General features: G+C 36.4%; 25 protein-coding genes and 1 pseudogene. 14 read left to right on the top strand and 12 right to left on the bottom strand.

What is annotated here, in order from left to right; translation table 11 throughout:
* Together CUN59_RS17500 and CUN59_RS17495 are read right to left on the bottom strand one after the other, a co-directional pair.
* The coding region (locus CUN59_RS17500) for a hypothetical protein (RefSeq protein WP_133164044.1) at positions 1-217 on the bottom strand (217 nt) is incomplete at its 3' end.
* Positions 214-402 carry a hypothetical protein gene (locus tag CUN59_RS17495; protein WP_104389052.1) on the bottom strand — a complete coding sequence of 63 codons (189 nt, stop codon included), beginning with the start codon at positions 400-402 and terminating at the stop codon, positions 214-216. The genes CUN59_RS17495 and CUN59_RS17500, both read right to left, overlap by 4 nt.
* Before the next feature lie 244 nt (positions 403-646).
* On the opposite strand from CUN59_RS17495, the gene CUN59_RS17490 reads away from it, so the two are divergent.
* Together CUN59_RS17490 and CUN59_RS17485 are read left to right on the top strand one after the other, a co-directional pair.
* Positions 647-1,105, top strand: a complete 459-nt coding sequence (locus tag CUN59_RS17490) for a DUF29 domain-containing protein (protein WP_104389051.1) — start codon at positions 647-649, stop codon at positions 1,103-1,105.
* Between the two features lie 47 nt (positions 1,106-1,152).
* The gene (locus tag CUN59_RS17485; RefSeq protein ID WP_104389050.1) at positions 1,153-1,761 is read left to right on the top strand and encodes a hypothetical protein; all 609 of its coding nucleotides are present in this window, start codon (positions 1,153-1,155) and stop codon (positions 1,759-1,761) included.
* A gap of 216 nt (positions 1,762-1,977) precedes the next feature.
* Here CUN59_RS17485 and CUN59_RS17480 read toward each other — a convergent pair whose 3' ends face one another.
* On the bottom strand, positions 1,978-2,616 hold the full coding sequence (locus CUN59_RS17480) for a lysophospholipid acyltransferase family protein (protein ID WP_104389049.1): 639 nt from the start codon (positions 2,614-2,616) through the stop codon (positions 1,978-1,980).
* Positions 2,617-2,680: 64 nt separating this feature from the next.
* Complete coding sequence (locus CUN59_RS17475; RefSeq protein WP_104389048.1) at positions 2,681-3,454, bottom strand: hypothetical protein; 774 nt, start codon at positions 3,452-3,454, stop codon at positions 2,681-2,683.
* A 103-nt stretch (positions 3,455-3,557) separates the two neighbouring features.
* Between CUN59_RS17475 and CUN59_RS17470 the strand changes: the two genes are divergently transcribed.
* The 7 genes and pseudogenes from CUN59_RS17470 to CUN59_RS17440 all read left to right on the top strand — a co-directional run bounded on the left by CUN59_RS17470 (position 3,558) and on the right by CUN59_RS17440 (position 9,139).
* Complete coding sequence (locus CUN59_RS17470) at positions 3,558-5,279, top strand: WD40 domain-containing protein (protein ID WP_104389047.1); 1,722 nt, start codon at positions 3,558-3,560, stop codon at positions 5,277-5,279.
* Between the two features lie 355 nt (positions 5,280-5,634).
* Positions 5,635-7,083, top strand: a complete 1,449-nt coding sequence (locus tag CUN59_RS17465) for a glycoside hydrolase 100 family protein (RefSeq protein WP_104389046.1) — start codon at positions 5,635-5,637, stop codon at positions 7,081-7,083.
* 190 nt (positions 7,084-7,273) lie between these two features.
* Positions 7,274-7,426, top strand: a pseudogene (locus tag CUN59_RS17460) (Uma2 family endonuclease); the annotation flags it as partial.
* A 67-nt stretch (positions 7,427-7,493) separates the two neighbouring features.
* Positions 7,494-7,784 carry a hypothetical protein gene (locus tag CUN59_RS17455; RefSeq protein ID WP_104389044.1) on the top strand — a complete coding sequence of 97 codons (291 nt, stop codon included), beginning with the start codon at positions 7,494-7,496 and terminating at the stop codon, positions 7,782-7,784.
* Positions 7,785-7,863: 79 nt separating this feature from the next.
* Positions 7,864-8,082: a type II toxin-antitoxin system HicB family antitoxin gene (locus CUN59_RS17450; protein WP_104389043.1), complete on the top strand. Its 219-nt coding sequence runs from the start codon at positions 7,864-7,866 to the stop codon at positions 8,080-8,082.
* On the top strand, positions 8,083-8,301 hold the full coding sequence (locus CUN59_RS17445) for a type II toxin-antitoxin system HicA family toxin (protein WP_104389054.1): 219 nt from the start codon (positions 8,083-8,085) through the stop codon (positions 8,299-8,301).
* A gap of 244 nt (positions 8,302-8,545) precedes the next feature.
* Positions 8,546-9,139 (top strand): Uma2 family endonuclease, encoded by a 594-nt coding sequence (locus tag CUN59_RS17440; protein ID WP_104389042.1) that lies wholly within the window; start codon positions 8,546-8,548, stop codon positions 9,137-9,139.
* Positions 9,140-9,226: 87 nt separating this feature from the next.
* Here the strand turns inward: CUN59_RS17440 and CUN59_RS17435 are convergent, their stop codons facing one another.
* A complete protein-coding gene (locus CUN59_RS17435) occupies positions 9,227-9,544 on the bottom strand; it encodes a type II toxin-antitoxin system RelE/ParE family toxin (RefSeq protein WP_104389041.1) in 318 nt (105 codons plus the stop codon).
* On the bottom strand, positions 9,541-9,807 hold the full coding sequence (locus tag CUN59_RS17430) for a prevent-host-death family protein (protein WP_104389040.1): 267 nt from the start codon (positions 9,805-9,807) through the stop codon (positions 9,541-9,543). Before CUN59_RS17430 ends, CUN59_RS17435 begins: the two co-directional genes overlap by 4 nt.
* Positions 9,808-10,232: 425 nt before the next feature.
* On the opposite strand from CUN59_RS17430, the gene CUN59_RS17425 reads away from it, so the two are divergent.
* Positions 10,233-10,715 (top strand): hypothetical protein, encoded by a 483-nt coding sequence (locus CUN59_RS17425; RefSeq protein ID WP_207765439.1) that lies wholly within the window; start codon positions 10,233-10,235, stop codon positions 10,713-10,715.
* 387 nt (positions 10,716-11,102) lie between these two features.
* Positions 11,103-12,989 carry an ATP-dependent zinc metalloprotease FtsH2 gene (ftsH2, locus tag CUN59_RS17420; RefSeq protein WP_104389039.1) on the top strand — a complete coding sequence of 629 codons (1,887 nt, stop codon included), beginning with the start codon at positions 11,103-11,105 and terminating at the stop codon, positions 12,987-12,989.
* A gap of 298 nt (positions 12,990-13,287) precedes the next feature.
* On the opposite strand, the gene CUN59_RS17415 is transcribed toward ftsH2, so the two are convergent.
* Positions 13,288-14,031: a DUF561 domain-containing protein gene (locus CUN59_RS17415; protein ID WP_104389038.1), complete on the bottom strand. Its 744-nt coding sequence runs from the start codon at positions 14,029-14,031 to the stop codon at positions 13,288-13,290.
* A 479-nt stretch (positions 14,032-14,510) separates the two neighbouring features.
* Here CUN59_RS17415 and CUN59_RS17410 point away from each other — a divergent pair, with 479 nt between their 5' ends.
* Positions 14,511-15,266, top strand: a complete 756-nt coding sequence (locus CUN59_RS17410; RefSeq protein WP_243406978.1) for a CemA family protein — start codon at positions 14,511-14,513, stop codon at positions 15,264-15,266.
* Between the two features lie 127 nt (positions 15,267-15,393).
* Here the strand turns inward: CUN59_RS17410 and CUN59_RS17405 are convergent, their stop codons facing one another.
* Both CUN59_RS17405 and CUN59_RS17400 read right to left on the bottom strand, forming a co-directional pair.
* Positions 15,394-17,988: a substrate-binding domain-containing protein gene (locus CUN59_RS17405; RefSeq protein WP_104389036.1), complete on the bottom strand. Its 2,595-nt coding sequence runs from the start codon at positions 17,986-17,988 to the stop codon at positions 15,394-15,396.
* Positions 17,989-18,137: 149 nt separating this feature from the next.
* On the bottom strand, positions 18,138-18,935 hold the full coding sequence (locus CUN59_RS17400; protein ID WP_104389035.1) for a M55 family metallopeptidase: 798 nt from the start codon (positions 18,933-18,935) through the stop codon (positions 18,138-18,140).
* 113 nt (positions 18,936-19,048) lie between these two features.
* Between CUN59_RS17400 and CUN59_RS21195 the strand changes: the two genes are divergently transcribed.
* On the top strand, positions 19,049-19,210 hold the full coding sequence (locus CUN59_RS21195) for an AMP-binding protein (protein WP_165790221.1): 162 nt from the start codon (positions 19,049-19,051) through the stop codon (positions 19,208-19,210).
* A gap of 346 nt (positions 19,211-19,556) precedes the next feature.
* Positions 19,557-20,582: a 30S ribosomal protein S1 gene (locus CUN59_RS17395; protein WP_104389034.1), complete on the top strand. Its 1,026-nt coding sequence runs from the start codon at positions 19,557-19,559 to the stop codon at positions 20,580-20,582.
* Between the two features lie 284 nt (positions 20,583-20,866).
* Here the strand turns inward: CUN59_RS17395 and CUN59_RS17390 are convergent, their stop codons facing one another.
* From CUN59_RS17390 to CUN59_RS22370, 3 genes are all read right to left on the bottom strand, one after another.
* The gene (locus CUN59_RS17390) at positions 20,867-22,372 is read right to left on the bottom strand and encodes a M16 family metallopeptidase (protein WP_104389033.1); all 1,506 of its coding nucleotides are present in this window, start codon (positions 22,370-22,372) and stop codon (positions 20,867-20,869) included.
* A 300-nt stretch (positions 22,373-22,672) separates the two neighbouring features.
* Positions 22,673-23,758, bottom strand: a complete 1,086-nt coding sequence (gene nagZ, locus CUN59_RS17385; RefSeq protein WP_104389032.1) for a beta-N-acetylhexosaminidase — start codon at positions 23,756-23,758, stop codon at positions 22,673-22,675.
* A 481-nt stretch (positions 23,759-24,239) separates the two neighbouring features.
* The gene (locus CUN59_RS22370) at positions 24,240-25,469 is read right to left on the bottom strand and encodes a septal ring lytic transglycosylase RlpA family protein (protein WP_104389031.1); all 1,230 of its coding nucleotides are present in this window, start codon (positions 25,467-25,469) and stop codon (positions 24,240-24,242) included.
* Between the last annotated feature and the right edge of the window lie 238 nt (positions 25,470-25,707).

Genomic DNA, 25,707 nt, shown 5'->3' with positions numbered 1-25,707 from the left:
ACCACTCTAGTAGAGCCATAAAAGGAATTGCATAAAAATCACCCTCTTGGTTCTCTGAACCGGCGATTATGAGACAAAAATCATTCCCAAATTTATCTCTATAACGTTGTAATTTATTGTAATAAAAATCAAACCAATAATTGACTTTTGGATCAGCTTTACGAAAATAATTTTTTTGTTCTATCCATTGGCGATTTTTTAAGGCTATATTTATCATAAAAACTTCAAAATAATAAAGAAACGTTGTAAAGTTTTACTGCGAACTATATTAAATTCTGTATAACCTAAAGCCTTTAAAATTGGTAAAATAATTACTTCTCTCACACTATCTTCTTTAAAATCAGAGTTGTATTTTAGAGAGGAGAAATCTAAATCACCGAAAATATTACTAATATTACTCATTTTCTTTAATCCTTATAAATATTCAGCTTTAAACTAATATGATACTTAAAAATGTTTGTGATGTTCGTATTTGTTATAATTCTTAGTAAGATTACTGAATAATTAACACTGCTGACATTGGGTTGTGCTTCGCTTAACCCAATCTATAACTTAAAATGGTGCGTTACGTTACTACTAACGCACCCTACTAGCTTTTAATCCTATCAACTGCTATATTAGTTATATTAATAGATGAGGACAAGTTATGGCTTTTCCCACAGATTTAAAGATAAACTTGCCATATCTTTATGAAAAAGATAATGAAAAATGGCTACAAATCACAATTAAACTGTTAAAAGAAAAAAGATTAACAGAATTAGATTTAGATAATTTAATTGAGGAGTTGGAGTTATTGGGACGCAGAGATAAATTAGCAGTAGAAAGTTTATTAGAACAAATTATTAGACATTTACTACTTTTGCAATATTGGACTCTAGAATCAGGCTATAATGCTAATCATTGGAAGGCAGAAATTATGAGTTTTAGAAATCAATTACAGGATTATCTAACTACAAATTTACGTAACCATTGCGATGATAATTTAGAGAAAGTTTATCAAAAAGCCTTAAAGTATCTCAATCAAAAAACTGGATTTTCAATAACTTTTCCGCCTGAATGTCCTTACACTTTGTCACAATTACTAGATGTTAATTGGTTGCCATAACCATTTTCCTATCACTATAAACTTGAAAATTTATTTAATTATTGCCAATGTCATACAGTCAATTTACTTTAGAACAAATTAAATCAGATTTTGGCATCACCCTTTCTGAAAAAGTGGGATTTTTTGCTCAAGTTTCCGAGCGTAAATATAGTCAATTGCTGGACGAAACTTTGGAATATAATATTCCCTTAGCTTTATCTATTAACTCTGAAAAATCCCGTTCAGAGATGATAGTTACACCTATCTTGATTGAAGTGAGAAAACAATTAAATAATCAAATTAGTTTATTTTCAGGTAAAGATTTTAATGTAGATGCTCAAAAAGGTTTAACTGGATTTTGTGATTTTCTGATTAGTAAATCTAATGAACAATTAATTATAGAATCACCTATTATTACCTTGGTAGAAGCTAAAAATGATAATATAGAATCTGGTTTAGCTCAATGTATGGCGGAAATGATTGCCGCTCAATTATTTAACCAACGACAAAATCAAGAAATTAAAAGAATTTATGGAGTGATTACTACAGGAAGTATCTGGAAATTTATGCAATTAGAAGCAACCACAATTACTATTGATTTGAATGAATATTTTCTGGTAAATGTAGATAAAATAATTGGTATTCTCATACATTTTATAGAGTCTACTAATAATTAGAGTTTTTGATTCATTTTTGATAATTGTAGGACTTACGCACCAAGTAATCAAAAACCTGATTGTTTCCTAGGGGTAATTCATGAATTACCCCTGCTTTCGTGATGTTTTGCATAAGTCCTGAATTGATGAAAAAATTTTGCTTATAGAGAATTCCCGCTACAAACAAATATTCTGACTCCTGACTCGGTGACTCCTGACTCCTGAATTCTTACAATTTCACCTTCCTAAATCGTGCATTTCATTAATTACCGTTGCACATTTTTGAGTTACTCTTTCTAACTCATCCCTATTAGTAGAACTAGGAGGATCAATTAATTCCCCAATTCTAATAGTTAAAGGCACTGGACGAGGTAAAGAAGAACCAGGTTGTAAAATTTGTTCACTTCCCCATAAACTCACAGGTAAAAAAGGCGCTTGAGACTTAGCAGCGAGGAGTGCTGCACCTTTTTTCGGGTCAGTAATACGACCATCGGTCGTGCGTGTACCTTCCAAAAATACACCCAAAGCCCAACCATTGTCTAAAAATTCTAAAGCAGCACGGATAGCATTGCGGTCAGCAGTACCGCGACTGACGGGGTAAGCACCGTATAATTTAATCGCTTGGGCTAAAACAGGAACTTTAAATAATTCTTCTTTGGCCATATATGCGACTGGACGACGCACGCAACTGGAAACTATAGGCGGGTCAAAATAACTAGCATGGTTACTAACAACTATCACAGCACCGCTTTGAGGGACATTTTCCGCACCATAAATCTTGCCTTTGAAGTATGCGTATAACATGGGGCTAACTACAGACCACTTAAAGGCGTGGTACAGTGCCAAACTAATTAAAGGTTCACGAGTTCTAGTCACGGAAGATAATGTAAATAAATCGAGTTAGATTATAGAAAATTTGAATGTAAAGGAAATCTTACCACTAATCTTTCATTCCCACAATACCCAACGGACATTTTTCTGGTTTACGAAACTCCCAATTAACAGAACTATCATCACCAATTTGTACTACAGGTAAATCTTTAATTACAGGAGATAATCTGATAATAAAATCAATATATTTTTCCTCTACAGCAGCTTGATAAAATTCACTTCTTTTTTCTGAATTTTCGGTAATTTCATAACCTATCCAGGCTGGCATTTCTGCTAATTTTCGAGTTCTCAAAAAGTAATCTTTAATTGATTCTGGTTCAATTCTGGGGGCTGGTTTAAATAAACTACTACCCGTAATTTGTCCCCATCCTGTAGATAAATCTCCCGGTGCATAACTATAAATTTCTACTTGATATATTCCCGGTGCAACTTCTACATAACATTGTAAATTATCACCATTTTTTAATTCATTTGCAGATGGCATATTTATAAATTCATCTTCCTCATCATCTGCTATTCCTGAAACTACCATAGCACCACAGTTAAGATTTAATTTCCATCTCACTCTTGCTATCCATTCCTCCTGTTCTTGTGAATTTAATTCACCCATAACTACTTGCACTCTATAACCATCATCTTGATAAAGATTCATGGGTAAAAATGCGTGATATTCTAAAATAAATCTTTTACATTTTTCTAAATCATTACCCCAAATCAGATTACAAAACTCATGATAAGATAGTCCACCTAAATCTTTTGCACCTACCCAAATTAAACATCCTGCTTCCCAAAAGCTAAATTCAATTCTGTCACCGCTTTTCATATTTTCATATTTTTTATCAATCTTGGTACTTTCTAATTTTTACATATTTATAAAGCCAATGCTATCATTTTATAAATCTTGATTCTGACAATAATTCATAACCATGAAACCAACATCCCAAACAGGTGCAACATTTATCACGACCGGAACATTAACAGGTGCGGGTTTATCCTCCACAATAGGAGGTATAGGAATAGCTGGAAGCTTTGGAGGAGTAGGAATAGGTGCTGCTTCTGTTACTGCTGTGGGTGCGGTTGCGGGTGCTGCTGCTTATGGTGCTTTCACGGGAATTATACAAGGAGATAAAGTAGCTGTTGGTGCAATGGGAATAGGTGCTGTTAGTGGTTTTGGTATTTCTGGTATTATCGGTAATATGGGATTTGTTGCTCCTAAAATTGGTTTAGCTTTTGGTATTGGTACAGCATCAATGACAGGAATTGGTGCAGTTTTAGGACTTGCTGCTTATGGTGTCACTAAATTATTAGATGATTCAGAATTTCCAGAAACTCCGATGCAAGTTTTTGAACGCATGGAAGCAAAAGTTTTGCAAAATGATTATTATTTTCAAGCATTATTAGAATTATTTGGTGATGATCTAAATGGAAAATTTACATCGTTAGAAATTGAAGATGAAATCAAAAAAATAAAATCTGAAATAAAAGATAAATTACCTAAACTTGAACCAGATGTTAACCCCAATATACTAAATATGACTCCTCAATTAACTGGAATTTGGCAATGTGTAAAAACCCTTAAAGGACACTTTCATAATGTCAATGCAGTAGCTATTCATCCTGATAATAAAATTTTAATTAGTGGTAGTGATGATAAACAAGTTAATGTCTGGGATTTGCCAACAGGAAACTGTTTATATACTTTCTCTGGACAAGCTGAAGCTGTGCTATCTGTAGCTATTAGTCCCGATGGAAAACAAATAATTAGTGGTAGTGTAGATCAAAAAATTAGCAGTTGGGAATTAGCAACAAAAAAATATAATCGTTCCTTCTCTTATTTAACTTCTCCCTATAGTCATAATGGTTTTGTTAATGCACTTGCTTATAGTCCTAATGGTAATATTATTGTTAGTGCTAGTACAGATAAAACCATTAGAATTTGGGGAAGTTATACAGGAACAATCAAACATACTTTAAATGGACATAGGGACGCGGTGTTAGCTGTTGCTATTAGTCCTGATTGTACAACTCTTGTTAGTGGTAGTGCTGATAAAACTATCAGAATTTGGGATTTACAAACTAGTAAAAACCTTTATATTCTTAATCAGAATTTAGCAGCAGTAAATACATTAGTAATTACTCCCGATAACCAAACTATAGTTAGTGGCAGTGCAGATGGTGAAATTAAATTTTGGAATCTCAAAAATGGCGAATTAGCTGCTACTTTAGATGGTCATACTAGGAGTATTTCTTGTATTACTATTGATCCAGATGGTAAAATTATTGCTAGTAGTAGTGAAGATGGAATTATTAAACTTTGGAATATTCAAACTAGAGAATTATTAGCAACTATTTCTGGGTTTAGTCCCCTAGCTTTTAGTCGAGATGGTAAAATATTGATTAGTGGTGGTCAAAGTGGAACTATCAAAATTTGGCGACAAGTTAATAACGATGATAATTTACCCTTAACTGGGGAATGGTGGGAAATTTTAGGAGTAGAACCGAAAACTCACCCCAAACAAGTTAAACTTGCCTATCTGAGATTAGCCAGATTATATCATCCTGATATTAACAGTTCTGTCAGTGCTAAAATCGCCATGCAAGCAATTAATCAAGCGTATCAAAAGTTTCAACTTATACAGGACTTGTAAAATATATATCCCTTCATCAGTGTTAATTCCCAAAAAAAATTTAACTGTTTATGTTGCATATTTTGAAAAAACGTTATAAATTGTTAAGTCGTAGGGGAATAATATATCTTTTCGTTTCAATAGCCAATTTCTGATTAAGTAGATATACTATATTCTAGTTATTCTACATACAGAATAAACTGTATTTTTGCAAATTAAAAAAACTGCTAAACATGATTGCAGTTAGGTTTTTTTATTGACTGAGTTTTTCTATTGTTAATAGATGGATATTTGCTATTTGCAAAATTACATCAATAATAATTAAGGGCGTATCTACGACCAACAAATCTACTATCTAAATGGAGTTAGTCTGGTAATGCAACTAAACAAATTGGAGACCAGTAAAAATATAGAAAATGAAGCATGGCAATCTTTAGAGAATTCTATTCTCTACTACAAAGGTCAGCCTGTAGGTACTGTCGCAGCCTATGATTCATCCGTGGAAGCATTAAATTATGACCAATGTTTTATCCGAGATTTTGTTTCCTCGGCGTTAATTTTTCTCATCAAAGACAGAACAGATATTGTCAAGAATTTCCTGGAAGAAACATTAAAATTACAGCCAAAAGAAAGGGCTTTAGATGCCTATAAACCCGGTAGAGGTTTAATTCCCGCCAGTTTTAAGGTTGTATCTATTAATGGGGAAGAACATTTAGAAGCTGATTTTGGTGAACACGCGATCGCCAGAGTTACACCAGTTGATTCTTGTTTATGGTGGTTAATTTTATTACGTGCTTATGTAGTTGCTACTAAAGATCCTTCCCTTGCTTATCAACCTGAATTCCAAACAGGAATTAGGTTAATTATGGATATCTGTTTGGCAAATCGTTTTGATATGTACCCCACCCTATTAGTTCCTGATGGGGCGTGTATGATAGATAGACGCATGGGTATTTATGGCCATCCGTTAGAAATTCAAGTTCTATTTTTTACGGCTTTACGTGCAGCGCGAGAACTACTAATTTGTAAAGGTAATGAGGATATTGTGGAAGCAATTGATAACCGTCTACCTTTATTATGTGGTCATATTCGTCAGTATTATTGGATAGATATTAATCGGTTAAATGCAATTTATCGTTTTAAAGGTGAAGAATACGGAAAAACTGCCGTTAATCTTTTCAATATTTATGCTGATTCTTTACCTTATTATGAGTTAGATAAATGGCTACCGAAAAAAGGTGGTTATTTTGCTGGAAATGTCGGACCATCACAATTTGATACTCGCTTCTTCACCCTGGGAAACTTAATGGCTGTAATTTCTAATTTATCTACAGAAGAACAGTCCCAAGCAATTATGAATCTCATTGAAAAAAGATGGGAAGATTTAGTAGCAGATATGCCCATGAAAATCTGTTATCCTGCTTTACAAGGTGAAGAATATCGAGTTGTCACAGGATGCGATCCGAAAAACATTCCTTGGTCTTATCATAATGCCGGCAGTTGGCCTGTTTTAATGTGGATGTTAGCAGCAGCAACAGTGAAAACCAAGAAACCACAACTAGCAGAAAAAGCCATTGAAATTGCTGCGGCTAGACTGGGTGAAGATGAATGGCCAGAATATTACGATGGTAAAAAAGGGAGATTAATTGGTAAACAAGCGCGGAAATATCAAACTTGGACTATTACCGGTTATTTATTAGCTAAAGAACTGATAGATAATCCTGATTATTTACCATTAATCAGTTTTGATAAATTACCCCCTGATGTGGTTTCTAGAGCCTGTGAATTTGAAGTCGGTGGGATAGATTCTTACATGAATCTATAAACCTAATTTGTAAGCATTCAGCATAGTATTTAGATCCCCGACTTCTGATAATAAATCGTAATTTTATGACACGACTAAAGAAAGAAGTCGGGGATCTTAACCAGATGTATTGTTAACTATAAATAGGGTTTGCTGAGAAAGTCTTTCCGTGAGGGTAGGCAAGAGGCAAGAGTTTGCGGCATCTATTGTCCCTTTTATAGAAAAATATAGTAAACAATTTCAAGGTTGGTTATTAAGTGATTTTAATGATTTAGAAAAATCCATTTCTTTAGAGTCAATTGGGGTTGAATTACCAATAGCGGAAATTTATCGCGGTGTTGTTTTTGAGTATTTACTGGTTTAAACAATTTCGACTTTTTTGCAACTCAATTCTATATGGAGGGGTTTGGTAATAAGGAGAATATAGAACAGTGAAAAAATTAGCAATTTTTGTAGAGGGCAAAACAGAACAGATTTTTGTCGCAAAGTTGCTGAGAGAAATTGCTGGAAAATTTCAGATTTCCATAGAGGTTAAATCTCGGCAAGGAATTAACTTTGATAAAGTAATAATGAAAGATTCTGTAACTTCAGAAACAAAATTTTATGTGTTAATTTATAACTCATGCCGTGATAAAACTGTTGTTTCAGATATGAAGGAGTGGTATAATCGTTTAGCTAAAATGGCAGAAAATGACAAAAACTGCTATAATATAAAAAAGTAGACTTAAGATGTAGTTTGGGTTGACACAAGGAAAACCAACTTATAAATTAAATTAAAAAAAGACCTCCCAAAAAAACGCTATGAAATTTCAAGTAATATTCACCTATGATTCAGAATACCAAGGTTACATTGCTGAAGTACCAGAACTTCCTGGTTGTGTCAGTCAAGGTAAAAGCTTAGATGAAGCAATTGAAAATATCAAGGATGCTATCAAAGGCTATCTTCACGTATTAGAAAAACATGGAAAACCCTATGTAACCAAAGAATCTCAATCTTTTGTAGGGGAAGTAGTAGTATAAATAGGACGCTTATCAAATATTTCCGGTAAACAAGCTGTCAAAATATTTGAAAAATTTGGCTATGCTGTAGATCATCAAACAGGGAGTCATATCATACTTTGGCACGAATCAAAACCTATTTTATCAGTTCCTAATCATAAAGAACTAGCACCAGGTTTATTGAGAAGTTTAATTAGACAAGCAGGAATTACCGTAGATGAATTTTTAGGAAATAAGTAATAATCTCGGTGGGTTAGCAATAATATAACCCACTATTAATAACCCCAAATTATAACCCAAAAATCCTGTATCTGTTCACATCATCTCACCCAACCATTACAAGGGATTACTAGAGCGATAACGAAGTGATCCTGTAAGTAGTTCGGAGCATGACAGATACACCACCGAAAGATTCACCTCACCGGAGAATTATCACCCGACCATGAGTTATAATCGAGATTAAAGTCATAACCATAAAATTACTATGACTATCCAAACCTTAGACAAAACCACCACAATTTCCGAACAGCAATTTCTTCTACCTGGCCATTACACCTGGAAAGAATTTGAAATAATAGAAACCTTAACCGCAGACGCAGGAAATTTGCGGATAACTTATCTTGATGGGTACATCGAATTTATGACACTTGGTGAACAATATGAAACTATTAGAAGTGTAATTGCTATATTCTTAGCATTATACTTTTTTGAAAAAGGTATAAACTTTATTCCAGTAGGTAGTGCTACTCGTCGCGCAAAAGAAAAAAGTGCTTCCTTTGAACCTGATGAATCTTATTACATCGGAGAGAAAAAAGCAAATCCAGATTTAGCAATTGAAATTAATATTACCAGTGGCAGTATTGATAAACTCGAAAAATACAAACGGTTTAATATTACCGAAGTCTGGTTTTGGGAAAATAATCAATTGTCTCTATATTATCTTAAAAATGATAATTATGAGCAAATTAATCGAAGTGAATTATTGCCAGATTTAGATATAGATTTATTGGCGAGTTGTGTTTTAATGCCTTCCATTATTGATGCAAGAACAGCATTTATTAAAGGTATTAAAAAGTAGTAGTTTTTAGGTTGGGTTGACACAAGAAAACCCAACAATAATCATATAAAAATCAAATCCCAAAAAAGAATCTTCACAAACTCAATCTCATTCAGACTCTTCATCTAGATAAGATTGACGACTGTGACGAACATGAATAATAGCTACAATATCATCTTCAACAACAAATAAAACTCGATATTTTCTTTGTTTTTCTACCCATAGTTGGCGAATTTCACGACCAAGTTTTGTTGATTCTGGAGCTATACTACATCGGGTAGGAAATTTTTTTAGTGACGCAATAGCATCTTCAAGTTGGTAATACCAATTGTTCGCTACTTCAGCACTTAAATTATCACACATCCAACGATAAGAACTTTCAATTTCTTGAAATGCAGTAGGTTGAATAATAACTTGATAATTCATGAGCGCGGAGGAATATTAAATTTTTTTTGCAAGGTTACCAAAGCTTGATCAGCAGGAATCCCTTCACCACACTCAAATTCATCTAATCCTTTACGAATACCTACTATTGTTTCTAAGTAATCTATTCTTTCTAACAATTCTTGATAGGTAGCTGGGGGTTTTTGTGGTGCTGTTTTGAGTGATTGCAAAAAACCAAACACATCTTCTAAAAGTTCATTGGGTGTGTTGTCAATTTCTTGTAAGAGTAATTCCTTAATAGTCATCACAGTTAATAAATCAAATTGATGTTTTTATTATAGCAATCATTTTCAGTTTTATATAGATAAGTTAATAGGACTTACGCATTGACAGGATCAACCAAATATGAGGTATGGGTTTCGGGCATTTTAACGTGATTTTTTAATTATTTTTGGGCGATAGCGAAGCGCTGCTGCAAGCAGTTCGCTATTGATCGGAAGTTAATGGAGGGTTTTATCCCGTTTATGGCGATATTAAAAAGTTAATTTAATATAGCTGTATGCAGTTGAACGAGATAGGAACTGAAATTTAAAAATTACATAGGATCAGGCTTTCCCTCCTGCCTTCTGCCTCCTGCTATATCAGCATTCAGAACCTGAAATTTTTTCAAGGAACTTCAAATCTGAGATTCATGTCGTTAAAGGTATTTACCAATTTTCTATAATTACCAATGTCAAAAACAATTTTTAGTCAAGGAATCATAATTATAACTTGCATTATAGCAGGGTTTAATACAGTAGCTAATGCTCAAACAACTTCACCCATTTTTGGCGATGTGACTATTAAACACCCATTTTCCCCTGATCCTTGGACAGTGCGTGGTATGAGTGGTGGTGCAATATCAGGAGATACCATAGCGGGAAAAAAAGAAACACAACCCACAGGCCCCTGTAAGGGATTTGTGGATCAAGACCCAGATCATACTCTCAGACTTACCAGTAAATTTGATTATCTTAAATTGGTGGTTGACAGTCCAGCAGATACAACCATGATTATTAAAGGACCCGGTGGAGTTTGGTGTAATGATGACTTTGACGGTAAAAATCCGGGTATTGTTGGGGAATGGCTACTAGGAACTTATCAAATTTGGATTGGTTCTTATAAGGAAAAAGAATATCTACCCTATACCTTAAAAATTACGGAAGTTAAGTAATATAGCAGAATTCAGGAGTTCAGGAGTCAGGAGTTTAGGAGAGTAGGTAACAGTCCACCGTCAACAGTCACCTGCCATATCAGGTTTTTACTCTGAGCTTGTGCTTCTAGGGCAAATTTGTATTAGAATTAGGTTAAGTTTAATTAAGATTCTTGATAAAAATCGTGGATCTGCCATAAGACATCTCATTCTCAGACTCGAATTAAACAAAATCGTCTGAACTGTGATTTTTATGATGTTGATGATGTTGATGATGTTGATGATTAATGGCTGTGACGGATTAATATGTCGTCTCAATCAAATAAATTACGCAAATCACCGTAATCACAAAAATCATAGTCCAGATATCTGTTGTATAGCATATTGACATTTAGAGGCAAATCAAAGATGAAATTCTCTTGGAGAGTTGTAGCACTATGGTCAGTATTGGCTCTGGTGATTGGCTTTTTCTTCTGGCAAGGTGCTTTTGCCAGCGCTCCTGCGGATACAGGTAGAAATGCAGCCAATACCCGCATGACCTACGGGCGTTTTCTAGAATACTTGGACGCAAACCGGGTGATCAATGTCGATCTTTACGATGGTGGTAGAACTGCCATTATTGAAGCAAATGATCCTGATATCGAAAACCGCACTCAACGCTGGCGTGTAGATTTGCCTGTAAATGCCCCTGAATTAATCCAAAAACTCAAACAGAACCAAGTGAGTTTTGATGCCCATCCTATGCGAAACGATGGTGCAATCTGGGGACTTTTGGGTAATTTAGTTTTCCCTGTATTATTGATTACGGGATTGTTCTTTTTGTTCCGTCGTTCTAATAATCTTCCCGGTGGCCCTGGACAAGCGATGAATTTCGGCAAGTCCCGCGCCCGTTTCCAAATGGAAGCGAAAACTGGAGTCAAGTTTGATGACGTGGCGGGAATTGAAGAAGCTAAGGAAGAATTACAAGAGGTTGTAACTTTCTTAAAACAACCTGAAAAGTTTACAGCCGTTGGTGCGCGTATTCCTAAAGGTGTGTTGTTAGTGGGTCCTCCAGGAACTGGTAAAACTTTACTGGCAAAAGCCATTGCAGGTGAAGCTGGTGTTCCTTTCTTTAGTATTTCCGGTTCTGAGTTTGTGGAAATGTTTGTGGGTGTGGGTGCTTCCCGTGTCCGTGACTTGTTTAAGAAAGCAAAAGATAACGCTCCTTGTATCATCTTCATTGATGAAATTGACGCTGTGGGTCGTCAACGTGGTGCGGGTATTGGTGGTGGGAATGATGAAAGAGAACAAACCCTCAACCAATTATTAACGGAAATGGATGGTTTTGAAGGCAATACTGGCATTATTATTATTGCTGCTACTAACCGTCCTGATGTCCTAGATGCTGCTTTGTTGCGTCCCGGTCGTTTTGATAGACAAGTAACTGTAGATGCGCCAGACATTAAAGGCCGTTTGGAAGTATTACAAGTTCATGCGAGAAATAAGAAGCTAGATCCTGGCGTATCCTTAGAAGCGATCGCTCGACGAACACCTGGTTTTAGTGGTGCGGATCTCGCTAACCTGTTAAATGAAGCAGCTATTCTCACCGCTAGAAGACGTAAGGAAGGCATCACTTTATCAGAAATTGATGATGCTGTAGATCGCGTAGTTGCAGGGATGGAAGGTACTCCCCTGGTAGATAGCAAGAGTAAGCGGTTAATTGCCTATCATGAAGTTGGTCATGCTTTAGTGGGTACAGTCTTAAAAGACCATGATCCAGTTCAAAAAGTAACTTTGATTCCTAGAGGACAAGCACAAGGTTTAACTTGGTTTATGCCTAATGAGGAACAAGGTTTAATTACCCGTTCTCAAATTAAAGCCAGAATTACTGGTGCTTTGGGCGGTCGTGCAGCCGAAGAAATCATTTTTGGTGCGGCGGAAGTAACTACTGGTGCTGGTGGTGACTTGCAACAAGTTAGCGGTATGGCCAGACAAATGGTAACACGCTTTGGGATGTCCGATTTAGGACCCGTTTCTTTAGAAAGTCAACAAGGTGAAGTATTCTTGGGTCGGGACTGGACAACCAGATCCGATTATTCAGAAGCGATCGCTTGTAGAATAGATGCACAAGTGCGGACAATAGTAGAAGAATGTTATGAAACCGCTAAGAAAATTATGCGGGAAAATCGTAACCTCACAGATCGTCTGGTTGATTTATTAATTGAAAAAGAAACCATTGACGGTGACGAATTTAGACAAATTGTGGCTGAGTACACTGTTGTCCCTGATAAGTCTCAGTTTGTCCCCCAACTGTAATAGACATCAGGTGAAAAACAATGTAGGGAGAATTCATGAATTGTCCCTACATCCAAGTTCGTAGCGAGGAATTAATTCCTTACTACGAACTTTTTCTACGCTGTAAATCCTGAAATCCTGGATATTATCTCGACTTACTTCGACTAGCTCAAGGCATCGCAAGCTCAGTACAAGTCGCGGTAGTTAAGCGTAGTCGAAACTCGACAACCTCCTGATTCTGAGAAAATAAAAAATGTGTTGCTATTCTGACTAGAGTTTAGACTAAGCTATGAATAACTTGCCTCCTGCCTCCTGCTTCTTACGCCAATGCCCGAATATTTGCAGTAGCCAAAGCTTCTACTAAACTACGGACAGCAGCAATCATGGCGATTTCGCTATTGAGTTGGTTGATAGCAGAACCAACACCAACACCAGCAGCACCAGATGCGATCGCTAAAGGTGCAGTAACATTAGAAATACCAGAAGCACACAATACAGGCACAGAAACCACACGGGCAATTTCATAAGCTGCGGCTAGAGTAGGAGCAGCCTTTTCAATTAATCCCAAAGTACCTGGATGTATAGGATTGCTGCTAGTACCGCCTTCTGTTTGAATAATATCAGCACCGGCTTTTACCAAATCCTCAGCTAGTTGTACCTGTGCATCTAAGGTAAGTATATGGGGAACAGTGACAGATAGGGTAATTTCTGGCAGCATGGCGCGAGTTTGGCGCGTTAGTTCCAAAACCTCAGCAGCTTCAAATCTGCGTCCTTGGGCATAGAAAGAATCGAAATTACCAATTTCAATCAAATCAGCACCAGCAGCCACAGCAGTTACAAACTTCTCAGGTTCAACCGCAGACACACAAATAGGTAGTTTAGTCAAGCTTTTAGCTAATTTCACCAAATCCACATCAGCAGCAATATCTACAAAGGTAGCGCCACCCAAATCAGCCGCTTTTACAGTTGCAGCTACACTAGCAGCATTGAAATTATTCAAACCGCTAATTACTTTTAGTACAGGATGAGCAAATGCACCTTTGAGGTTAGGAGATAAAGTCATAATTTTCTTTGCAGCTTATTTTCAGTAGAAATATTTTTACACTAAATATACCAGTCCTACTTTAATTAGGAAAATATATTAAGATTTGTTGATAAAATCTAGTTCTCATGGCTGATATCTAGTTACCTTTATCAATAAAAGGCTCTTTTGGAACTTACTCTTTATGTAAAGATTACGTAATTTTACCCCTGCCTTCTGGACTTGTTTTTCTAAAAAACGTATAATCTGCAGTATGTCTCTAGAATTGACTGGGGTATTCCCTTAGTTAAAATAGATAGAACTGGAAATACAGTACAAGAAAATGGTATTTATTTCACAGTTGAATATAAACCTTTCTAATTGTTATAGTCAGAGGTATTGATCATGTTATTCAGATTAAGACCACCGTGAAAAAATCATCATCATCTAATCAGGATGTAAATTCACAACCATTTAGTTATTTCAAAACCGGGATATTACCTAGATCAATTAGTAGAACCTTGAAAAAAATCTTCAGCGAGATATCTCCTAATGCTGAGGAAGAATTTATCAAAAAATATCAAATTTCTAGACAGCGCACAACTATCGCTGTTAGATTCTTATTAGTGCTGATCATTATTCCCTTGCTAACTACTCAACTATCTAAGCGGATATTTATTCTACCTATGGTAGAACAGCAGATAAATCATAACTCTGATGCTATTTTTCTGAATGAAGAAATGGAAGAAAAAGCATTTCGTGAATTAAAAATATTTACAGCAAAATTAAGATTTAAGAGTTTATTAAGTGCAGATACCAATAGTTCTTCAGTAGATGTAGAATCTCAACTTAGAGAAAAAGCCGTGGAAATAGCAGGAGAATTTAGACATAAAAGTGCTATTGCTATTAGTAATATTTTTGCAGATATTTTAGCATCTATTTCCTTTGTATTAGTAATTTTATTTAGCAAAAGAGATATTATTTCTTTACAATATTTTCTAGATAATATTGTTTCTGGTTTAAGTGATAGTGCTAAAGCTTTTTTAATTATTTTATTCACAGATATATTTGTCGGATTTCACTCACCACATGGATGGGAAATATTACTTGAAGGATTTGCAGCACATCTAGGTTTACCTGCAAGTAGAAATTATATCTTCCTTTTTATCGCTACATTTCCTGTTGTTTTAGACACCATATTCAAATACTGGATCTTCCGTTATCTCAGTCGCTTATCACCCTCTGCTTTAGCGACATTAAAGGAAATGGATGATTGATCATCTCAATCAGGTAGAGACGTTCCGTCGGGACGTCTCTACAAGGGTTTCAAACCACGCACATTCAATTGACGTGAGTTTCGACAAAAATAATTTGACCCCTCTGGTAAACCTCTCCCTTTTGCTTTTATCCTTGAGAAAACTTCTTGTGAATAATTTTAGTATCTTCCTTATTAGTAGAAGTAGCTATCAGTTGATAATCAGCAAAGTCATCTACAAAGGGAAGAGTTAGCTTAAATGTACCATCAGGATTGAGTTTAACTTTTTCACCATCAAAAGTGACAGTTGCACCTTCTTCAGTCACACCATATAGGATTAATTCCGTATCCACAGCAAACCAGAAATTGGCACTAGGACGACTGAAAATACGCACTACACCAGAACGGGCTAAACACAACCATTGATTACTATGATTCATATAACCAATCTCTGTCATATAGTCCCGTTCACCTCTGGGAATAGGTACATAACAACTATAGGTGGCGGCTTCACATTCGTATTGTTGAATGAATTGAGGACGCTGATAGCTGAGGTCAAGGTTAGTGACATCATAAAGACGCACTGCTAAGGTAGTAAATCTAAATCCTTGATTTTCTAATGTTTGTTGATGATTTGGGGCAATAGACCAAGATACATAAGCCCATTTGGGAGTACGGGGAGTGAAAATAATTCTGGTATTGCCATCTCCATTAATTTGATTAATATTAGTCCAGGCTTCTATCTCTGCATCTAAGTCCATTGCTATATCGTCATTGCTAGCTTTAGAAGGTAATGGAGTGCGAGATATGACTTCTTCTAAATCAGGTGTCGGTTGTAGTGTAATTGGATTACTAATAGCATTTAAAGCCTGTCCTAATTCTAATGGTAAGTAGGATAAATCTTGATCTTGAGATGGTTGGTTAACTGGTGTAGGGGTGATATCCGGTAATTTCGATAGGGTAATATCTTGTTTCGTGGACGTAGAAGTAGCACTAATACCTAATAGTTCAGATAGGGATGTAATTTTAGGTTGAGGTGGTGCTTGAGGTGTTTCTAATACTTGACTATTCAGTTCTTTTTTAGTGGTATTGTGTTGAATTAGTTTCTGGCCAATATTGAGAATTTGTGGATAGTGATTATTAACAACAATTACAGGGGCTTCTATATCCCAAAATCCTTCAGTATATTCTAAATCGAGGTGAGAATCTAAGTCTAAATCCAAATTAGAATCGAAATCAAGGTCAGAAACTCTATTTGTTTGATTAATTGTAGGAATTGTTACTGGTGTCTCTAGAAGTGCTACATTACCAATTGCTGTTACTTCCTGGGAATTTTCTTGTTTGTAATTGTAATAATTTGCCCGATTTAAACCATTACCATTTTGATGGTTATTAGTAACTGCAATCACTGTTTTTGCATCTAATAGGGTAGGACTTGCTGCTGCTGCGGTAATAGGTTCATTTTCTTCATTAGCTAATGGCTTTCTTCTCCTCAACCACAAAGGGATAAAGGTGCTTAATCCACCCATTAGCAGCAAAGGTAATAGGAGGAAAAACCTCAGATTTTTGTTAATCATTGAGGGATTGCTAAAGGGATTTACCAGCAGTACTTCTCCGCCTGTTTCTACTGGTTCAGGTGTGATGATGATTTCGGGAGTGTACTCAGAAGATGGTGTTGGACTGGCTGTAGGGGTGTCTGTAGAGGTCTCTGTAGGGGTAGGGGTAGGAGGTATAGAGGCTGTTGTCAGGTTGATATTGGGTGTAACTGTAGGGATGGAAATAGTTTGTAATCTACTAGCAGCGATCGCCAATGCTTCTGCTTCTCTTGCAGCTTTTACAGAATCTTTTCCTGATTCAGATAGCAGAAAGCCTAGAAAATCCTTGACTTTCTGACTGGGATCTTTTTTATAAACGTAAACAAAAGACTGTGAAAAAGGATATTTAGAATTACTGGGGAAATAGTCTTGTACTCTCAATGCCCGCACATCTTCTAATTTAGAAATCTGATTAGCTAAAACATAGCTAATGCCATCACTACCTAATTCTTTCAAAATGTTGGGTGTGTTATCTTCCACCATTTGTACAGCATTACCACCTGTCATGAAGGAACCAGATTGAAACACTGCGTATTCTTTAAAAGAACTGCGAGTATCACTGATAGTAGGACGATCTATAAATCTAATTTTACCTTGATTACCACCTAGCTCCGACCAATCTGTAATTTCTCCTCGAAAAATTTTAGCAAATTTTTCACTACTTAAAGAATCATAAAAGGTATTATTCGTACTGACAACGATAGCAATTTTTTCTCGTCTGACTAAAATTTGTTCTAAGCCTTGGGCTTTTTCTTCTGGAGTTAGTTTGCGTCCTAATGCTGCTACATCAACTTTACCATTTAAAACTGATTTAATGGCATCTTCATTACCATTAATATAAATCTCTACTTGAGTTCCCGAAAACTTTTTTTCAAAGTTCTCTTTCAGGCTTTGATTAACAATTATCGAGTTAATAGAACCATCTATTTTCACTACAGCCCCATTTTCTACTTTTGTTGGTAGGGGAAAAGCAGGACTAGGAGAACTAGTAGGACTAGCCGTACTATCAGGACTATTATTTTGAGATTTTTCCTCTTGTGCGTCCACAGGTAGGGAGACTAATAAATTTGCTACCAGGGGAGTGGTAGCGACAGCCATTAATAAGGAAAAATTGATGATAAGACTATCTTTTTTTTGTTGTTGCCACATATATACCTGATTAAGCTAAAATTAATGGACTAATGGCCAATTCTCGAAATAGTTTTTTTGATTGGAGGGACTGGTTAATTATACAACCAGAGTCATAAGTTGACCAGGTTTTACTATATAAAGGTAAAACTTAGGATCTTCACGTTACTTTAAGCAATAAATAACAGGGCGCGGATGATATCAAACCAATCATTCGTTTCTAAAATAACTGATTGTTCACCTTTTAGTTTTGCACCTGGATAAAAAGAATACTTGTAAGCAAGAGGTGGATGTTTATATTCCACCTCAAAGTGAAAATACTCCGGTAAGGGTTGCACCTGAATTTGTTTTCGCTGTTGTAATGCCTGTGTGACACCTGCTTGAATTTGCTCAAGCACTAATTGCGGGTGAATTCCCCACACTGACTCACCGATACCTTTAATGGTGGAGACAGTTTCAATTTTAGAGTTATAGACTTTGACCGATTGACATAGAGCCGCATCACCAGATACAAATACCACAGGCACTTGTTCATAAGCCGCAGTCATGGTCATTAAATGAAACTCACTTATAGGTTGACCATTCAATAACATCCGGTTGATGTTGGGATTAAATGTATGTGCTAAGGGATTTTGTCCTGAACCACTGGGGGAATGATAACCAATCAAAATTAAGGCCGCAAAGCTAGAATCTAACTCTTGTACCATGCTATAAGGGTGACCACTCCAACCTTTAATTAGTTGTACTGGGTATGGTAATTGAGAAGGGTCAATATTTCTGCCTGTGTCGTGGGCATCTTTAATAATAATCTCTGTCGCTCCAGCAGCGATCGCCCCTTCACAAGCAGCAACAACTTCACGGGTCATCTGTTCTCGAAATATTTCGTATCCTTCCTTACCCAAAGTTGCTTCGTCCCAATCAGCAATTCCCGCAATTCCTTCAATATCTGCACTAACATAAATTTTCATACCAACAGAATCGCCTATTTTTAGCTGTGGTCTTTTAATCTTAACCTGTCTTAAGAGTTGATTTTAGGCGATAGCTGGGGAGATTTGTGTGGCTATGATGGTTATTGTTAATTTTGAAGGCAGGAGCTACTCATATACCTTTAGACCCTGAATATCCCAGCGATCGCATCCAATATATCTTGGAAGATGCTGGCGCTCAAGCATTAGTAACAGCAAGATCTTTTGCCATTAATGGGTTGCAAAATCGGCAATCGGGTGTTCACAGACACTGCTGATATCACAAAGCCTGATATAATTGCCGTTGGCAGTTGAGACTGCATGGGATCGGGGAGCATGGGGCAGGGAAGAAAATTGCAAACTCCTCTCCCTGCCTCAAAGAAAAAGTCAAAATCCTTAACTGAGTAGTATTGAGGGGAAAAATTATCTTCTTCTTTCTTCTTCTGACTCGGTGACTCCTGAATATGATATAATTTTATATCTGGAAGTTGATATGTGTTAAGACTAGCTATTCTAAGCTAGGATAAAACAGGAATGTAAGAGGAAAAGTTTATTCAACCGCTTACATAAGAACCGCATTTATGACAAAACCTTTACGGAGACTAAAACCAGGAACACATTAGCATGGTCAATCAGAATTTAACCGCCCCAGAAATTGGATTTACTCACGAAGATTTCGCTGCTCTACTTGATAAGTACGACTATCATTTCAGCCCTGGTGATGTCGTACCGGGTACAGTTTTCAGTATAGAGCCGCGCGGCGCTCTGATTGACATAGGTGCGAAAACCGCAGCATATATACCCATACAAGAAATGTCTATTAACCGGGTTGATGCCCCGGAAGAAGTCTTACAATCAAACGAAACACGGGAATTTTTCATCCTTACAGATGAAAATGAAGATGGTCAGCTTACCCTTTCAATTCGTCGGATTGAGTATATGCGTGCTTGGGAGCGAGTACGGCAGTTACAAGCAGAAGATGCTACTGTCCGTTCTGGCGTTTTCGCAACCAATCGAGGCGGAGCATTAGTGCGAATTGAAGGACTACGCGGCTTTATCCCCGGTTCTCATATTAGCACTCGCAAACCCAAGGAAGATTTAGTAGGCGAAGAACTACCTTTAAAATTCCTAGAAGTAGATGAAGAGCGTAACCGCCTAGTTCTCTCCCATCGTCGAGCGCTTGTTGAGCGTAAGATGAACCGTTTGGAAGTTGGCGAAGTGGTCATTGGTACTGTTCGCGGTATCAAACCTTACGGTGCTTTCATTGATATTGGTGGAGTCAGCGGACTACTACACATTTCTGAGATTTCCCACGAGCATATTGACACCCCCCATAGTGTATTCAATGTTAATGATGAAGTCAAAGTCATGATTATTGACTTGGATGCAGAAAGAGGACGGATTTCACTGTCTACCAAACAGTTAGAACCAGAACCCGGTGACATGATCAAGAACCGTGATTTGGTTTATGATAAGGCCGAAGAAATGGCAGCTAAGTATCGGGAACAATTGCTTGCTAAACAGCAAGGTCTAACTACAGCAGTAGAAGCCGTAGCTGAAGAAGTCGCACCAGTGGATGCTCTAGTTGAGGAAGAAATTCCCGCAGCGACAGAGATTGAAGAAGAAATTCCCGCAGCTACTGAAGAATAATTATTGATAGTTGTCATTACTGACAACTCACTACATTTCTAAATAATTTTTTTAAGAGGGAAAAACCCTCTTTTTTTGTGATTTATTTTGCATTTTAGATTTTAAATTTACTCTAAAGATATAAACGAAGGAGGTCTTATTATTAAATGGGAGCGCAAAGTTAAAAATAAAGGTAATGCTGTTTATTCGATTTAGCTGCACAACAGCTTAATATAGAGAATTTCTGAATATATTTTTCGCGGGCAAAATGCCCGCATTATCAATGCTAATGAAATAGATATTTCCTATTTTTGGACTGCTGGTTGCGTGCCAGGAATGGTAATATCTATGGTTGTTACCTTAGCCGATAAGCTAGTTAATAATTGTTTCATCCCAGTTTTATTTCCGACTACTAAAGTAACTAATTTTTCTGGTTGCAAGTATTTCTTAGCCACCCGTTTTACATCTGCTACTGTGGTAGCTGTAATTGCTTTTTGATAACGAAATAAGAAGTCAGAGGGATAACCATAATATTCGTATCGCATTAACCTAGATAAAGTTTGACTAGGATCTTGAAAGTTGAAAACAAAGGAATTTAATGTTGAATCCTTGGCTTTATTTAATTCTTTAGCTGTGATGTTTGTAGTTTGTAAACGCTTAATTTCTGTTTGTAGAGATTTGATAAACTGAACTGTGGTTTCTGTGCGAGTTTGTCCACCCGCAACAAATGTTCCGGGATAGTCAAACCGGGGACTCCACAAACCATAAACAGAATAAGCTAAACCTTGACGTGATCGCAATTCATTAAATAAACGTCCTCCAAAGCCATTTAAAACCCCATTCATGACATCCAGTGCTGGATAATCAAGATTATCAAATTTTCCGCCTAAATGACCTATGAATACACTACTTTGGGTAAGTTGGGGTTGGTTAACAAAAAACACACCTCCTAAATTAGCTTGTAAAACTTCTGGTAATTGGGTTTTAGCAATTTGAGGATGAGATTTCCAGTTACCAAATTTAGATTGAATGAGCGATCGCATTTTTTGAGCATTAAAATCACCCACAATCCCTAAAATTATATTATTGGGGTGAAAATATTGCTGATAAAACTTCACCATATCATCACGGGAAATTTTATCCAGAGTTGCATATTCTACAGTTCGCGCATAAGGACTATCTTGTCCATAAATTAACTTTCTAAACTCTCGACTGGCAATACTATTAGGATTATCATTGCGACGAGCAATACCACCACGAATTTGAGTTTTTTCCAAATCTAACTTTTCTTGGGCAAAAGCCGGTTCTCTCAACACCTCTGCAAATAACCCAAATACCATGTCTACATCTTCACTCAATGCCTCAAAATTAGCACTACCAGCAGCTTCACCAATATCTGTTTCCACGGATGCGGCACGTTGTTCTAAAATATCATTTAACTCATCTGCGGAATGCTTTTGAGTGCCACCACTTCGCAATGTAGAACCCACCAGACTCGCTAAACCTGTTTTTTCTCCTGCCTCCCAACGACTACCGGTTTTGATCAATGCTGTACCCGTTACTAATGGTAGTTCATGATCTTCCATCAAATAAACTACCAAGCCATTTTCTAGTACATATCTTTCATACTTGGGTAACTTAATTGCTGAAATTGGGGGAAACTTTAACTCAGTGTAATACTTGGCCGCCGTTGCTGCCCAAGAAAAATTCAAATTTAGAAACAAACAAGCAACAACCGTAACCAAGGTAAAAACTAATTTTTGTCCCTGGGAAAACTGGAATTTTTTGCTTTTTAAATGAAACCTCGGCATATCTTTTCTATCTGCAATTTGGGATTAGTATAACAATCTTGAAAAAGTTTTTTGATAATAGCGGGCTATAGCCAGGGGAAACGCATCTAAATTATATTGACAAAATGTAACTTATATGGGTAAAAAATAAGGGTAGTATTAATAGCTTAATATCAAGTTAATATTTAATCTAATGCTATCAGACATAAAAGAAAGAATAGATCCATGCTGACGAATTTAGGAATTTGCGTAGGGGTAATTTATGAATTACCCCTATTTTCGTTCTGTTTTGCGTAAAGTCCTGGAGAAAAAAATAATTAGCTAAAAAACACAACTAATAGATAATTGGGCATTTTTTACCAATGTTTCCTTTTCAAGAGTCGAAACCGAATATTGAGGAGTTATCTGTAATAACTTTTCGATTCTTTCCCTTGCAGTTTCCACTACATCTGCATTTAAACTACCATTATTCAAACTAGCATAAAAATCTTCAGCTATTTTATATGTTCGTTCTAAATTGCCAGAATTGATATTGCGAGAAACTATAAATAAATCACAACCAGCATGAAAAGCCCGTGCAATTGTCCCAGATTCCATAAACATTTCTGACACGGCTTTCATGTCTAAATCATCGGAAACTATCACCCCTGAAAAACCTAATTCTTGACGCAAAATATCAGTTAAAATAGTTTTAGATAAAGTGGCAGGAACTTTTGGATCAATTTGGGGAAATAAAATATGGGCTGTCATAATTAAGGGAATTTTTTCCCCAATTAATGCTTGAAAAGGAATCAATTCCCGGTTTTGCAAGTCTTCTCGACTTAAATTTAATATGGGTAATTCTAAATGGGAATCTGTGCTAGTATCTCCATGACCAGGAAAGTGTTTAGCAGCACCTAAAATTCCCTCTTCTCTTAATCCTCGGTAATATTCCCGCACATATTGACTAGCAATTTCTGGTGTATTTCCAAAAGATCGCGGACCAATAACCGGGTTTTGGGGATTAGAGAAAATATCGGCAACCGGGGCCCAAGAAAGATTAATTCCTAATGATTTTAATTCTTGTCCAGTGGCTTTTGCCACTTCGTAAGCTTGAGATTTTAATAAATGGGCGTAAGGAAAACGGGTAATTGGTAAAGGTGTTCTCACAACCCGACCTCCTTCATGATCTAATGTAATAAACATTAAATCACGTTCAGTATATTGGCGAATTTCGTAAATCAGATTTTTAAATTGTTCTAACCAAATTTGATAGGGTAGGCCATCGAGGAAGTTTTTGCCAAAAAAGATCACTCCCACGGGTTTTAATTCATTTAATGCTCGTTTATCATCATCGTTTAAAGTTGTTCCAGAAATACCCAAAATGAGATGATTACCAAAGCTTTGTAATGATGGAGATATTGACATAATTGGGTGAAGTAAGTTGGTATTAAAAATTGTCGCTATAGCAAGGCAAGAGTAAAGAGGTGTTGAGCGATTTTACTTTTGTTCACGTATTTTGATTATCTTATACCAATTTTCTATGAAGATGCACATAATCTGCCCCTCTGTAGTCTCCCCTTAGCAAGCTACGGTGTACAGTCTAATCAAGTTGCCTAATAGGGTTTTAATGCCCCCTAGCCCCCAATTCTGGGGGAAGAATAAGAATTTCAAAGTCTCCCAGGTTTGGGAGATTTAGGGGGCTAAATAAGCCTAAAAAATAGGGGAAGATTTTCTTATTTCTTCCTCCTTGTTGTACAGACGTATCGGCGAAACGTCTCTGCTAAGTAGTTATACAAGATAAATCGCATATTCAGGAAAAGTGACAGTTGCTACGCCACGGTGAAAGACAAGAGATACAGAGATTTCTATCGTTTTCCCAAATCTGCAATTAATTTTGCCCAAGTACTTAAAATTTAGAAACTAATAACTCACTTTTAGCATTAGCCATTTCTTGAGTTTTTACTGGAGATGGGTTTAAGGTCATTTGTGGGGCATTTTGTTGTAAAACTACAGCTTGATAAGGTACAACTCCAGTGTGTTCGCTACCAAGACAACGCGCTGCTGTGCGTGATAAATCTAAACTTCTGGGGGAGATATAGGGACCGCGATCATTAACCCGCACAATTACAGATTTACCATTTTTGGTATTTGTAACTTTTAAGTAGGTATTGAAAGGTAAGGAACGATGGGCAACGGTAAAATCATCTTGATTGTATATCTCTCCGTTAGCTGTTAAACGACCATGAAAATAGCCACCATACCAAGAAGCAAGACCAGATAGTTTTGTGGTTGAGGATTCTAATCCATATATCTCTATTTGTCCTTGTACTAAGGTTAGAGGTTCTGCATGGAGGGCTATGCGTAAGTTATTTATCCATTGTATAGCGAGAGTATGACCATTGCTACCAAGTTGATTAGAAAGTTGGCGATTAATGGCAAATAGTAAGCGATTGCCGACCATTAGAGAAGGAGTATTATCAACTAGTCCGGGTTGTAATTGAGTCGGTTGTATAGTTGGTGAACTAACTAATTGTTGTAAACGCTCTTTTAAAAAATTAGCAGTAATTTGATCAGGTAGTCGGGCAACAAAGCTATTATTGACCCATACTTCATAATTGTAGTAATTACGTCTGACAATTAATACAGGTGCGTAATCATGGCTGCTATTTTGCTCAAGAGGATTATTTATGGCCTTAAAGAAACTTTCGAGCGATCGCACAACGTTAGCCGGTGAGATATTGATTTTGGGAAAACTTATTTGACTCACAGGGGCTGGTAGAGAGTGAGTAGCATTTTGCAATTGAGACTGTGCCGCTATATTTTCTGGCACATAGGCACACAATTCTGTTTCTTTTGCCGTCAATGTTGTTGAAATTGAACTGTTAACAGTATTTACTGCTGATGCTAATTCTCTACTTTTTCCATTGAATGGAAACAAATTTGTTAAGACTAAGTTTTTTGACCAAATCCGTTTGTATGCTTTAGCAATACTAAAAAATTCAGCTTGGGTCTTCTCTAAATTGTTTGTAAATTGTGTTGGAGATACTTTGGCTATTACACCTGTTGGTAAATTTCTGGTCAACATCAAAGTACCATCCATTAAGGATGCCACCCCTAGCATGACTATTGATATCATAGTTTAGTTATTCTCTGAGTAGATGCACCTAAAGAAATAATCCCTAGGTTGAATAAGAAAGAGTTTTATCGAACAAGGAGCAAGTTTTTTTAAATTATATGCTCTTGATGATATTTGATATTTTATCATTACGAAACTGCGTGGGATCATCATATACCGAAATGGAGATTTAAATAAATCAAAGTAAATAAAACTTTTAAATCTAATTTTGAGTATTACCAATATTTCAATTATTATT

This window comes from Cuspidothrix issatschenkoi CHARLIE-1 (assembly GCF_002934005.1).
Taxonomy (GTDB): domain Bacteria; phylum Cyanobacteriota; class Cyanobacteriia; order Cyanobacteriales; family Nostocaceae; genus Cuspidothrix; species Cuspidothrix issatschenkoi.
Note: the sequence above shows the minus strand (reverse complement) of the source record. Positions and strands in the feature narration are given on the sequence as shown.